Below are 11,934 nucleotides of genomic sequence, written 5' to 3'. Positions count from 1 at the left end.
TTTTACGCATTTCCGAACGCAAAACCGCTTCGCACTTTTGCTGGAAATGCTTTAACGCTTGTCTGTCAAAACATCGGCTGAAAAGCGCAATTCGCGCATCGGACGCACCAGTTGCGTCGTCGCGTCATAGGTCGGATGTTTCTTAAAAGCGAAAAGCGCTTCCTCATCTTTGAACTCGGCATAGACCACGAGATCAATGCGGTCACACATCGGATCGACCCTGGAATTCGGCAGAACTTCAAAAAGGTCAGCATGAGGAATGGTGCCGAGTTGCTCCAGCCCCTTTTTGACAGTCTCTATATCCTGACCTTCTTTGACACTGAAGAAAACAATATGCCGGATCACACCGCGACTCCCTGAAGTTGGTGAGGCGTGTCTAGCGCATCAAGGCCCGCAGAAAAATGGCAAATTTGAGTGATGTGCCTAACTTGCCTTGACGCGACGCCAGGCGAACCCAGCCTCTTCCGGCACAGAACCGCGTCCTGGCTGATAATAGCCGGGCGTATCGACCAGACGATTTTCGCCAAGACGGCCCTGCGCCACCTTGTTGGTCACCTGAAGGCTGTCGAAACCGGTCCGCAGCATCAGGGCGGCCTGATCGATCAGCACGTCGCCAACGGCGCGCAACTCACCCGCAAAGCCTTCGCGGCGCAAAATCTCCGCCTTGGAATAGGAACGCCCGTCATTAAAGGCCGGAAACTGCAAGGCGATCAGCGGCACACTGCCCAGATCATCCAGAAGCGGATCAATGGCTTCGCCCGGCGCCACCGAAACGCCGATCCGGCGATTGGAGGCGCGGCGGCGCTCCTCATCCAGTCCGAGCCAGACGGCCAGCGGAATGATGATTGCCGGGGCATCGCCCGCCATTTCAAGATCGTCGGCAAAGACATAGTCGTCCTCGCGAAAGCCCTCGGCAGACCAGAGTTTGGTTTCGTTGATATCGCTCATTTCCGGTCACCTGCTCCCAAATTCTTCAAACTATCGGACAGACCCGACAGATGGATGCCGCATTCTGTCTTTTCCGATCCGGCCCAGCGTCCGGCTCGCTGATCCTCGCCCTCGCTCACGGGCCGTGTGCAGGGCATGCAGCCGATGGAACGATAGCCCTGCGCGATCAGCGGATGCGGCGGCAGGTCGTGTTTTTCGGCATAGGCCTTGAGATCGGCTGCCTGCAAACGCGCCAGCGGATTGATACGAATGCGCGAACCGACCGATTCAAACACCGGCAGGCTTTCGCGCGTCGATGCCTGAAACTGCTTGCGGCCCGTCATCCAGGCCCGATAAGGGGCCACGGCGCGCGCCATCGGCTCGACCTTGCGGATGAAGCAGCAGCGATCCTTGTCGGTCATCGACAAAGCGCCAAACGGGTCTTCCGTCCTGACACTGTCTTCCAGCGGCAGAATATCCTGCACATCGGTCAATCCCAGCCGGTCCACCAGATCATGACGATAATCAAGTGTCGCCCGAAAATGCTTGCCCGTATCGAGAAACAGAACCGGCGTCGCCGGATCGATTTGCGAGATCATATGCAAAAGCACAGCCGATTCCGCGCCGAAGGAAGACACGACCGCGATCTGCCCCTCATAGAGTTCACGCGTGACGAGCGCGATCACATCCTGCGGGGAAGACGCACCGTGGCTTGCCTCCAAAAGGCGGGCTTCGGCGGCAGCACTTTCTTCAGCATCAAGCTGCACGGCTTATTTCTCCATAAAGCGCTTGTTTGAACGGCTCCATGCCGACGCGGCGATAGGCGGTAAGGAAGGTTTCTTCCGGGCTTTCCCGCAAGGACAGATAGGTGTCCACAACTGTTTCGATGGCATCAACCACCTCTTCCGACGAGAAGCCGCGACCGGTGATGTCACCGATAGTCGAATACTCGTCCGCCGAACCGCCAAGCGTGATCTGATAAAGCTCTTCGCCCTTCTTCTCGACGCCCAGAATGCCGATATGGCCGACATGGTGATGACCGCAGGCATTGATGCAGCCGGAAATCTTGATCTTGAGATCGCCGATCTCAAGCTGGCGCTGCTGGTCGCCGAAGCGCTCCGAAATGCGCTGCGCCACCGGAATGGAGCGTGCATTGGCAAGGGCGCAATAATCGAGACCGGGGCAGGCGATGATATCGGTGATGAGACCGGCATTCGGCGTCACCAGACCGTCCGATTGCAGCAGATCGTAGACGGCTGCGAGATCGGCCTTGGCCACATGCGGCAGAACCAGATTCTGCTCGTGGCTGACGCGGATTTCATCAAAGGAATAGGTCTCGGCAATATCCGCCACCAGCTCCATCTGTTCAGCGCTTGCGTCACCCGGAATACCGCCAATGGGCTTGAGCGAAATGGTGACGACCGCATAATCCGGGTTCTTGTGCGGCGTGACATTGCGCGCCACCCAACTTGCAAATTCCGCATCGGCCTTCTGGGTGACAGCCAGAATTTCCCAACCTTCCGGCCGTTGCGGCAAGTTCGGCATGCGGAAATAGCTTTCGATGGCGTCGATATCGCGCTGCGGCAGCTTCAATTCGCCATTGCGGATTTCGTCCCACTCGGCATCGATCTCACGGGTCAGCTCTTCAACGCCCGTTTCATGGACGAGAATCTTGATGCGCGCCTTGTATTTGTTGTCGCGACGGCCATGCAGATTGTAAACGCGCACGATGGCCGTCACATAGGTCAGCATGTCCTCGATGGGCAGGAAGTCGCGGATTTTCTTCGCCACCATCGGCGTGCGGCCCTGACCGCCGCCAATATAGACAGCCAGCCCCAGATCGCCCGCCTCGTTCTTCTTCAGCTGCAAGCCGATGTCATGCACCTGAATGGCGGCGCGGTCGTGGTCCGAGCCGACGATGGCAATCTTGAACTTGCGCGGCAGATAGGAAAACTCCGGATGCAGCGACGACCACTGGCGCAAAATTTCGGCGAATGGGCGCGGATCGGCCACTTCGTCGGCGGCAGCGCCCGCGAAATGATCAGCCGTCACGTTGCGAATGCAATTGCCGGAGGTCTGGATGGCGTGCATTTCGACTTCCGCCAGCTCTTCCAGAATACGCGGCACATCCTTCAGCGCAGGCCAGTTATACTGGATATTCTGGCGCGTGGTGAAATGGCCGAAGCCGCGGTCATAGACGCGGGCAATGTGACCGAGCTTGCGTAGCTGGCGGCTCGACAGCGTGCCATAGGGAATTGCCACACGCAGCATATAGGCGTGCAGTTGCAGATAGAGACCGTTCATCAGACGCAGCGGTTTGAACTGGTCTTCCGTCAGTTCTCCGGCCAGACGGCGCTCGACCTGATCCTTGAACTGGGCAACGCGGGCCGCAACAAAATCGCGGTCGAATTCATCGTAACGATACATAGGCTAGGTCCAAATCCACAATCAGGAGGCGCGCTTCAATTCAGGCTTTTCGAGGGGCAAATCGCCAAAGGTCACGATGGTCGGGCCGGAAAGGCGGATGCGTTCGCGTAGGCGGATCGGGTAAAGCCCCTCCTCGCGCTCCTCGACATCGATCACATTCACATCGACAACCAGATTGGCCTTCGCTGCAAGCTTGCCCGCATCTTCAAGCGCCGTGACAGCTTCGGCATGGCGGGCGATCAGCGCGCCGTCGATGGTCTCCTGCCACGACCCGTCAGCACCGAGCCAAACAGCCTGTCCGTCGATCAGCCGGTTTGCAGTGAGAACTTTTACAACCATTTCCAAACTCCAAACTTTTGTTAACCGCGCATCCCGCAGGTTTAGGCTGCGACGGATACCGGCTTGAGGGCCAGCGCTTCGGCTTTGTCGATTGCGGCACCGGCGACCGCATCGCCAATGATCACCATGACCGGACCGGAAAGCTCCTTGCGGCTTTCCAGATCCGGCAAATCCTTCAGCGTACCGTGGAACAGGCGCTTGTCCTGCCGGCTCGCATTTTCCACCACCGCCACGGCGGTATCTTCGTGCAGGCCCGCACCCATCAGCCGCGCGGCAACCGATGCCGCGACGGTCGAGCCCATATAGACGGCAATGGTTGCGCCGGAGACGGCGAGCTTCGCCCAGCCCGGCAGCACGTCGCCGGTCATGTCATGACCGGTAGTGAACACCAGCGACGAGGCGACACCGCGCAGCGTCAGCGGCAGTTCCATGTCGGCTGCGGCGGCAAAGGCAGAAGTGATGCCGGGAACGATTTCGAATCCGATACCGGCGGCACGCAGTGCGGCCATTTCTTCACCTGCACGTCCGAACACCAGCGGATCGCCCGATTTCAGCCGCACAACGCGCTTGCCTTCGCGGCCCAGCGCAACCAGCAGGCGGTTGATCTCTTCCTGACTTTTGGAATGGCAGCCTTTGCGCTTGCCGACGGCAAGACGCTCCGCATCGCGGCGACCCATGGCGATGACACCTTCCGGCACCAGCGCATCATGCACAATCACATCGGCTTCCATCAAGGCGCGATGGGCGCGCAGGGTCAGCAGGTCTTCGGCACCCGGACCGGCACCGACCAGCCAGACATAACCGGCGACATTGTCGCGCTGCTTGATCAGGTCGTTCGCGGCTTTCTGCGCTTCCTCCCGGTCGCCATTCTCGATGGCATGGGCGACACGGCCCGAAAAGAACCCGCGCCAGAAGCTGCGGCGTGCCAGCCCCTTGGGCAAGGCGCGCTCGACCAGCGGACGCCAGCTTTCGGCAAAATGCGCAAGCTCGCCCAGACGCGGCGAGAACGCGGCATCAATCCGCGCGCGCACCATCTGCGCCAGAACCGGGGCTGTCCCTTCCGAACCGATAGCAATGGTGACCGGCGCACGGTTGACGATGGCGGGCGTCAGAAAATCGCAAAGTGCGGGACGTCAACCACATTGACCGGAATTTTTTGCGCCTTCGCGGCAGCAGCAATGGCGCGATCCTGCGCTTCATCGCCGGTTGCGACAAAAACCAGCTTTGCGCCATCGAGATGCTCAGGCGCGAAAGGTGCAGCCACATGCTCCGCGCCGTGGCCTGCGATGAACTCGGCCAGATGATGTTCTGTTTCTTCGGCAACGATGCGAAGTCGCGCCGAAGTCTGCGCCACAAGGCGCGCCTTGTTCAAAGCTTCCTCGCCGCCGCCAACGACGACAACCACCTCTTCCGATACCCGGAAGAAGGCAGGAAAATCAGCCAGTAAACGCTTTTGCGATAGAGACACGGCGCCATCCTTGGGAGCATTTCCAGCGAAAGTGGATACTGGTTTCGCGTGCGGAAATGCGTCTTGTAAAAGTTGGCGCCATTATCCGTTGAGCGACGTGATTTTATAAGAAATGGGCTTGCGCGTGAAAATGACGGCGAGCATCACTTTTCCTCAAAACAGAGGAATACGGGATTTTAATTTCCCGTAATGCCGGAAATATACCCCACAATTTTTATAGGATTTACATAGACTTATCAGTAGTTGCCGCTCGTGAAGAATGCCGGAATATGTTTGGGCCACCGTCGCGGCAGCACGGCAATCAGATCGAAACGCAGCGACAGGCGGGCATGGTCGGGCTGGCGTTGCAGCCAGAGATCGGCTGCGGCTTCGATGCGGCGCATGGCCTGCGGCGTGACAGCGAGGTGTGCTGCTTCCAGACTGCTCCGCGCCTTGACCTCAACGATCAAAATCAGATTGCCACGCCGGGCGATCAGATCGATTTCGCCGAGCCTTGTCCGATAGCGCCGGGCGACGATCCGAAAACCTTTCAGAAGAAGAAGCACTGAAGCAAAACGTTCGGCGCTGTGTCCGCGAAAGAAAGCAGTTCGCTTTTTCTCGCGGAGGTCTGTCATCGCTGATCCGATTTCAATTGCATGAGACGCTGATAGAGAACCGATTTCTGTCCGCCGGTCATGCGGGCTGCCTCGCCTGCGGCCTTGGATGGCGGCAGTTCGGCGGCAAGCGACAGCAGCAGCTTGTCGATGTCTTCCTCGCTTTGCGGAACGGCGTTGCCCGTTGGCGGCCCCACTAGCAGAACGACTTCACCGCGAATGCGATCTTCGCCGTCAAACTCGGCTGCAAGCTCGCCCAGCGGCGCAGTGCGAATGGTCTCGTAGGCCTTGGTCAGTTCACGGCAGAGCGCGCCCATACGATCCGGCCCGAACACTTCGGCCATTTCCGCCAGCGTTGCCGCTGTCCGGTTTGGCGATTCATAAAAAACCAGCGTCGCATCGATGCCCTTGAGGCTTTCGAGCTTCGACTGTTTTTGTCCATGCTTGGACGGCAGAAAGCCGCAGAACATGAAGGCGTCGGTCGGCAGGCCCGAAGCGGCAAGTGCGGCCAGAACGGCGGAAGCACCCGGAATAGGCACGACACGAATGCCCGCCTCGCGCGCTTCGCCCACCAGACGGAAACCGGGATCGGAGACGAGCGGCGTTCCGGCATCGGACACCAGCGCAACGCTTTTGCCCGCTGAGAGCGCCGCTATCAGCTTTTCACCGGCTTCGGCGGCATTGTGCTCATGATAGCTGATGGGGCGGCGCGCTATACCATAGCGGTCGAGCAGAACGCGGGTTACACGCGTATCTTCGCAAGCCAGAATATCGACGGACGCCAGCGTTTCGATACCGCGCAGCGTCATATCGCCGAGATTTCCGATGGGGGTCGAGACGATATAAAGAGCAGGCTCCAGTGGCCGGGCGCGCATTGTCGTGCCGCCAACCACATATTCCCGTCGCCCCTCGCCTGCTTCGTCCGTCATTATAAGTTCCTTATGCCGCCAAGTCGGCAACCAGCGCGTCGAGCACCAGCGCACCATCTGGCGTTGCGCGAATGATGCTGCCGCTCATCGGCTCGATCATGCCTTCCGCGATCAGTTTCGCAAGTCGCTTTTCATCAACTGCATGGCCAGAAAGTCGCTCATAACGGGCAAGATCGATGCCTTCGCGTAAACGCAAGCCCATCATCAGGAACTCGTCGCCTTCCTGTCCGCCATCGAGATATTCTTCTTCGATAATGCCGTGGCCATTGCGTTCGACCTTATCCAGCCAGGTTTCCGGATGTTTTTCGGTCATGGTGACGGTACGAATATCATTCTCTACGAAACGCCCATGCGCGCCGGGACCGATGCCGACATATTGCCCGTAACGCCAATAGACGAGATTGTGCTGTGACTCGCGCCCCGGCACCGCATGGTTGGAGATTTCATAGGCAGGAAGGCCGTGCTCTGCCGTGACCCTTTGCGTTTCCTCATAAAGCGCTGCGGCGTGATCCGGCTCGGGCGTCGTCAGCTTGCCAGCCTTCCAGAGATTATAGAACTGTGTGCCTTCCTCGATCGTCAGCTGATAGAGCGACAGATGATCGGCAGCAAGCCCGATGGCCTCTTTCAGTTCCTCCCGCCAGTCCTCGATTGTCTGGTTCGGGCGTGCATAGATCAGATCGAAGGACAGGCGCGGGAAAATCTCACGTGCCAACCGAATGGCCGCCTTGGCTTCCTCGACCGAATGCATGCGTCCGAGACGGCGCAAATCGGGATCGTTGAGTGCCTGAATGCCAAGCGACACGCGATTAACGCCTGCCGCGCGATAGCCGCGAAAACGGTCTGCCTCCACGCTGGTCGGATTGGCCTCCAGCGTCACCTCAATATCGGGCGCTACCGACCAATGGGACGCGATCCCATCGAGAAGTGCACCCACGGTTTCCGGCTGCATCAGCGACGGTGTGCCGCCACCCAGGAATATGCTGGTGATCGTGCGTGGGCCGGTGCGCTCACGCAAGATTTCCATCTCGCGAAGAAATGCTTCCGAAAAACGCGCCTGATCGACCGGCTTGTGACGAACATGGCTGTTGAAGTCACAGTAAGGGCATTTGGCCAGACAGAATGGCCAATGCAGGTAAACGCCAAACGCATTTTCCCCATTTGCACGCGCGATTGGGATCGACCCGGCGGCATTTGCGCGAGCAGCATCTATTGCCTGCAAAGGGGGAAACAGCTTGTTCATTTTGCGGATGCCGGCTCCACATTAAGCACTTTTTCGGCGAAAAGCTTGAAAGCACGGGCACGGTGCGACAGGGCCGAAGCATCACCTGGCTTCCAGCCGTGCTTCTCATCGGCAGTCATTTCGCCGAAAGTCTTTTCATAGCCATCGGGCAGGAAAATCGGGTCGAAACCGAAACCCGTAGTGCCACGTGGCGGCCAGACAATCGCGCCCTCGACTTCGCCACGGAAATATTCAGCCTCCCCATCGGGCCAGGCAAGGCAGATGACCGATACGAAACGCGCCTTGCGCTGCTGTGGCGCAACGGCAGCCTTTTCTTGCAGCAGGTTCTCGACCTTTTGCATCGCCATGTCGAAATCGCGTGTGCCGTCTTCAGTCTCGGCCCAGTTTGCCGTGTAGACTCCCGGATCGCCATCGAGCGCATCGACCATCATGCCGGAATCGTCGGACAATGCAGGCAATCCGGTGGCCTCAGCCGCAGCAAGAGCCTTGATATAGGCGTTTTCCTCAAACGTGGTGCCGGTCTCGTCCGGCTCAGGCAGGCCAAGAGCGGCAACCGAACTGACTTCGAAGCCGAACGGACCGATCAGACCGTCGAACTCCTTCAGCTTGCCCGCATTGTGCGAAGCGACGATCAGCTTGCCCTGTTCCAGTTTTCTCATTTTCAGTTCCACAGTTTGGGTTCGGCAATCTCCAATGAATTGCCGGACGGATCACGGAAGTAGATCGAATGCGCACCATTCGGCCAGTCGAACTCGGCCTCGATTGCTATGCCATGTTTTGCCAGATGGTTGCGCCAGCGTTCCATCTCCTCGCGGCTTGCAGCAAAACATACATGGCCGGGACCGCTTGTGCCATGGGACGGCACGGGCAAGTGCTCTGGCAATGGCGGCTTCAATGTCTCTTCGGCCTTGAAGAGAAGCAATATGCCGTCGCCGCACCGGAAAAATGCGTTGCGCTCGCTGACTTTCCCAACCGGCTCCAGACCCATAATGCCGTGATAGAACTCTATAGCCTCCGCGACATCGCGGACATAGAGCGCGGTTTCAAGGATGCGTGCTGCGCGCATGGAAGAGGTCTCCTCGATATATGGAGCAGACCTCGTTCCTATCAGGCGACAGCCATCTTCTGCAAGGACACAAGGCGATCAATGCCGCCGCGAGCGAGCTTCATCAGATTGGCAAACTCTTCTTCCGAGAAAGGTGCACCTTCCGCCGTTCCCTGAATTTCAACAATTCCGCCCTTGCCGGTCATAACGAAATTGCTGTCGGTCTCGGCGACAGAGTCTTCGGCATAGTCGAGATCAAGCACCGGCTCGCCCTCATAGATGCCGCAAGAAATCGCCGCGATATGATCTTTCAGAACCTTCTCGACGCGCACCATCTGGCGTGCTTCCATCCAGCGCAGGCATTCATGAAGCGCTACCCAGCCGCCGGTGATGGCTGCCGTCCGCGTGCCGCCATCGGCCTGAATGACATCGCAATCTACCGTGATCTGTACTTCGCCAAGCGCCTGCATGTCCACGACGGCGCGCAAGGAGCGTCCGATCAGACGCTGGATTTCCTGCGTGCGTCCGCCCTGCTTACCGGCAGCGGCTTCGCGGCGCATGCGGTCGCCGGTCGAACGCGGCAGCATGCCGTATTCCGCCGTGACCCAGCCCTTGCCCGTATTGCGCATCCAGCCCGGCACCTTTTCCTCAAGGCTTGCGGTGCACAACACATGCGTATCGCCAAACTTGACGAGGCAGGAACCTTCGGCATGTTTGGAGATGCCGCGTTCGAAAGAAACGGCACGCATTTCGTCAGCCGCACGCTTGGATGGACGCATAGAAAATTCCTCGATTCATTTTTCCGGTGCGGCTTTTTAGGCTTCCCGGTCGCAAATAGAAAGCCATTCTGCCCGAAAAACCGTCAGAGATGTTGAGAGGCCTGTCACTATAGCCTAAAGGCTTTGACGCTTTGACTTGCGACCTTATATTTGGCGTATGCTATTTCCAGTGTGGCGAATCCGAAATTCGCATCACCTGGGAACAGCGCTGTGAACGAATTTCGGATTCAAAGCCACACTAGGGTTCGCGACCATATTATGATGAAAACGCCGGAACACCAGCTTTTGAGTTCGCTCGACCAGCGTTCGCGCGATATTTTCCGGCTGATTGTGGAAACCTATCTGAACGATGGCGATCCGCTTGGCTCGCGCAATCTCTCACGACTGCTGCCACACACGCTTTCACCTGCCACGATCCGCAATGTGATGAGCGATCTCGAGCATCTGGGTCTCATCTACGCACCGCATGTCTCAGCCGGGCGCCTGCCGACCCAGATCGGGCTACGCTTCTTTGTCGACGCGTTTCTCGAAGTGGGCGATCTGCCGCCGGAGGAACGCTCCTCCATTGAGGCGCAGGTTCGTTCCGCCGGTATGAACAATTCTGTCGAAAGCGTTCTGACCGAAGCAAGTCAGGTTCTTTCAGGTCTGTCGCGCGGCGCGGGCCTCGTGCTTGCCACCAAGGCGGAAGGTGCGCTGAAACACATCGAATTCGTTCGCCTCGAACCGACACGGGCACTGGCTGTTCTTGTCATGCAGAACGGCGATGTCGAAAACCGCGTCGTCAATCTGCCCGTCGGCATCAGCAATTCGCAGCTGGTCGAGGCATCGAACTTTCTCAACGCACACATCCATGGCCACACGCTTTCCGAAGCCAAAGCCGAATTGAAAAAGCTGACGGAAGAAACACGGCAGGAACTCGATCAGCTATCGCAGGAACTTGTTGCCCAAGGGCTGGCGGTCTGGAGCGGTGCCGGAACGGATCAACCGGCACGGCTGATTGTTCGCGGACGCGCTAATCTTCTGGAAAATATCCATGCGCAGGAAGACATCGAGCGCCTGCGCCATCTGTTCGATGATCTCGAAACCAAGGACGGCATGGTCCAGCTTCTCGATCTCGCGGAAGCCGGTTCGGGTGTCCGCATCTTCATTGGTTCGGAGAACAAGCTTTTCTCCCTTTCCGGCTCATCGCTGGTGGTCGCCCCCTATCGCGACAGCGAGCAAAGGGTTATTGGTGCTCTGGGAGTCATTGGGCCCACACGGCTCAACTATGCGCGGATCGTTCCCATGGTGGACTACACCGCTCAGATCGTTTCCCGGCTCCTGCGGTAACTGTGAGATTTGCCGGGACAAACCAAGTCCCTGAAAATAGACCTTGATTTTACTGGCATGAAACTCGATATCCGCCCCAGAAGATATTCAAGACGGAAGTAGCATTATGGCTGACGAAAAAAACAAATCCCAGAACCCCGATCTTGAGCAGCGCGACATCAACAATCCCCGGGATCGTGAGGCGCTGAACCGAGCTGCCGACGATTTTCTGAAAGCGCGCAAGGCTGAAGCTCGTGCGGAAGTTGCCGAGGATGAAGCTGAGGCGGCGGTAGATGAAACCGCAAACCGGATCGCGATGCTCGAAGCTGACAATGGCGAGCTGAAGGATCAGCTCCTGCGTGCTGCAGCCGAGATGGAAAACCTTCGCAAGCGCACCCAGCGCGATGTGCAAGATGCGCGCACCTATGCCGTGACCAACTTCGCTCGCGACATGCTGTCGGTCTCTGACAATCTCCGCCGCGCGCTCGACGCTATTCCTGCTGATGCTCTGGCGACCGATGCCAGCCTGAAGTCGCTCGCAGACGGCGTCGAAATGACCGAACGCGCCATGCTGCAGGCTCTGGAGCGTCACGGCGTCAAGAAACTTGAACCGGAAGGCGAGAAGTTCGATCCGAACTTCCATCAGGCCATGTTCGAAGTGCCTAATCCGGATTTGCCGAACAACACCGTCGTGCAGGTCGTGCAAGATGGTTACGCCATCGGCGACCGTGTTCTGCGCCCGGCCATGGTCGGTGTCTCCAAAGGCGGCCCGAAGGCGACTGCCGACAATGGCGCTTCCGAAGGCAATGGCTGATTATTTCAGCAATAACGGATGAGTATTGGAGCGGCGGCTTTGTCTGCCGCTCTTTTCATATCTGC

At 58.3% G+C, this 11,934-nt stretch carries 13 protein-coding genes and 1 pseudogene; 2 read left to right on the top strand and 12 right to left on the bottom strand.

All coding sequences use genetic code 11. The features are described 5' to 3' along the window. Positions 1 to 51: 51 nt before the first annotated feature. The 12 genes and pseudogenes from LJ361_RS00990 to rph all read right to left on the bottom strand — a co-directional run bounded on the left by LJ361_RS00990 (position 52) and on the right by rph (position 9,747). On the bottom strand, positions 52 to 345 hold the full coding sequence (locus tag LJ361_RS00990; RefSeq protein WP_010658026.1) for a Dabb family protein: 294 nt from the start codon (positions 343 to 345) through the stop codon (positions 52 to 54). Between the two features lie 78 nt (positions 346 to 423). Beyond that, positions 424 to 948 (bottom strand): DUF934 domain-containing protein, encoded by a 525-nt coding sequence (locus LJ361_RS00985; protein WP_010658025.1) that lies wholly within the window; start codon positions 946 to 948, stop codon positions 424 to 426. Next, positions 945 to 1,694, bottom strand: a complete 750-nt coding sequence (locus tag LJ361_RS00980; protein WP_010658024.1) for a phosphoadenylyl-sulfate reductase — start codon at positions 1,692 to 1,694, stop codon at positions 945 to 947. Before LJ361_RS00980 ends, LJ361_RS00985 begins: the two co-directional genes overlap by 4 nt. Further along, a complete protein-coding gene (locus tag LJ361_RS00975) occupies positions 1,684 to 3,354 on the bottom strand; it encodes a nitrite/sulfite reductase (RefSeq protein WP_010658023.1) in 1,671 nt (556 codons plus the stop codon). The genes LJ361_RS00980 and LJ361_RS00975 overlap by 11 nt, the downstream gene beginning before the upstream one ends. Before the next feature lie 21 nt (positions 3,355 to 3,375). Then, positions 3,376 to 3,693: a DUF2849 domain-containing protein gene (locus tag LJ361_RS00970; RefSeq protein WP_010658022.1), complete on the bottom strand. Its 318-nt coding sequence runs from the start codon at positions 3,691 to 3,693 to the stop codon at positions 3,376 to 3,378. Positions 3,694 to 3,734: 41 nt separating this feature from the next. Beyond that, positions 3,735 to 5,161 (bottom strand): annotated as a pseudogene (gene cysG / locus LJ361_RS00965) (siroheme synthase CysG). Between the two features lie 236 nt (positions 5,162 to 5,397). After that, a complete protein-coding gene (locus LJ361_RS00960; RefSeq protein ID WP_010658020.1) occupies positions 5,398 to 5,775 on the bottom strand; it encodes a YraN family protein in 378 nt (125 codons plus the stop codon). Continuing rightward, positions 5,772 to 6,683, bottom strand: a complete 912-nt coding sequence (gene rsmI, locus LJ361_RS00955) for a 16S rRNA (cytidine(1402)-2'-O)-methyltransferase (protein WP_010658019.1) — start codon at positions 6,681 to 6,683, stop codon at positions 5,772 to 5,774. The genes LJ361_RS00960 and rsmI overlap by 4 nt, the downstream gene beginning before the upstream one ends. A gap of 10 nt (positions 6,684 to 6,693) precedes the next feature. Beyond that, positions 6,694 to 7,923, bottom strand: coding sequence for a radical SAM family heme chaperone HemW (gene hemW, locus LJ361_RS00950; RefSeq protein WP_010658018.1), 1,230 nt, complete (start codon positions 7,921 to 7,923; stop codon positions 6,694 to 6,696). Then, positions 7,920 to 8,582: an RdgB/HAM1 family non-canonical purine NTP pyrophosphatase gene (gene rdgB / locus LJ361_RS00945; RefSeq protein WP_010658017.1), complete on the bottom strand. Its 663-nt coding sequence runs from the start codon at positions 8,580 to 8,582 to the stop codon at positions 7,920 to 7,922. The genes hemW and rdgB overlap by 4 nt, the downstream gene beginning before the upstream one ends. 2 nt (positions 8,583 to 8,584) lie before the next feature. Further along, positions 8,585 to 8,989 (bottom strand): VOC family protein, encoded by a 405-nt coding sequence (locus tag LJ361_RS00940; protein ID WP_010658016.1) that lies wholly within the window; start codon positions 8,987 to 8,989, stop codon positions 8,585 to 8,587. A gap of 41 nt (positions 8,990 to 9,030) precedes the next feature. Next, positions 9,031 to 9,747: a ribonuclease PH gene (rph, locus tag LJ361_RS00935; protein WP_010658015.1), complete on the bottom strand. Its 717-nt coding sequence runs from the start codon at positions 9,745 to 9,747 to the stop codon at positions 9,031 to 9,033. Positions 9,748 to 10,005: 258 nt separating this feature from the next. Between rph and hrcA the strand changes: the two genes are divergently transcribed. After that, the gene (hrcA, locus tag LJ361_RS00930; RefSeq protein WP_010658014.1) at positions 10,006 to 11,076 is read left to right on the top strand and encodes a heat-inducible transcriptional repressor HrcA; all 1,071 of its coding nucleotides are present in this window, start codon (positions 10,006 to 10,008) and stop codon (positions 11,074 to 11,076) included. Between the two features lie 106 nt (positions 11,077 to 11,182). Then, a complete protein-coding gene (grpE, locus tag LJ361_RS00925; RefSeq protein ID WP_010658013.1) occupies positions 11,183 to 11,869 on the top strand; it encodes a nucleotide exchange factor GrpE in 687 nt (228 codons plus the stop codon). Positions 11,870 to 11,934: the final 65 nt, after the last annotated feature.

Source organism: Brucella sp. JSBI001, from assembly GCF_026014005.1.
Classification (GTDB): domain Bacteria; phylum Pseudomonadota; class Alphaproteobacteria; order Rhizobiales; family Rhizobiaceae; genus Brucella; species Brucella anthropi.
Note: the sequence above shows the minus strand (reverse complement) of the source record. Positions and strands in the feature narration are given on the sequence as shown.

Coding starts and splice junctions, on each gene's coding strand:
- LJ361_RS00985 (WP_010658025.1), bottom strand. CDS start 948: ATGAGCGATATCAACGAAACCAAACTCTGGTCTGCCGAGGGCTTTCGC.
- LJ361_RS00975 (WP_010658023.1), bottom strand. CDS start 3,354: ATGTATCGTTACGATGAATTCGACCGCGATTTTGTTGCGGCCCGCGTT.
- LJ361_RS00970 (WP_010658022.1), bottom strand. CDS start 3,693: ATGGTTGTAAAAGTTCTCACTGCAAACCGGCTGATCGACGGACAGGCT.
- LJ361_RS00960 (WP_010658020.1), bottom strand. CDS start 5,775: ATGACAGACCTCCGCGAGAAAAAGCGAACTGCTTTCTTTCGCGGACAC.
- rsmI (WP_010658019.1), bottom strand. CDS start 6,683: ATGACGGACGAAGCAGGCGAGGGGCGACGGGAATATGTGGTTGGCGGC.
- hemW (WP_010658018.1), bottom strand. CDS start 7,923: ATGAACAAGCTGTTTCCCCCTTTGCAGGCAATAGATGCTGCTCGCGCA.
- rdgB (WP_010658017.1), bottom strand. CDS start 8,582: ATGAGAAAACTGGAACAGGGCAAGCTGATCGTCGCTTCGCACAATGCG.
- LJ361_RS00940 (WP_010658016.1), bottom strand. CDS start 8,989: ATGCGCGCAGCACGCATCCTTGAAACCGCGCTCTATGTCCGCGATGTC.
- rph (WP_010658015.1), bottom strand. CDS start 9,747: ATGCGTCCATCCAAGCGTGCGGCTGACGAAATGCGTGCCGTTTCTTTC.
- hrcA (WP_010658014.1), top strand. CDS start 10,006: ATGATGAAAACGCCGGAACACCAGCTTTTGAGTTCGCTCGACCAGCGT.
- grpE (WP_010658013.1), top strand. CDS start 11,183: ATGGCTGACGAAAAAAACAAATCCCAGAACCCCGATCTTGAGCAGCGC.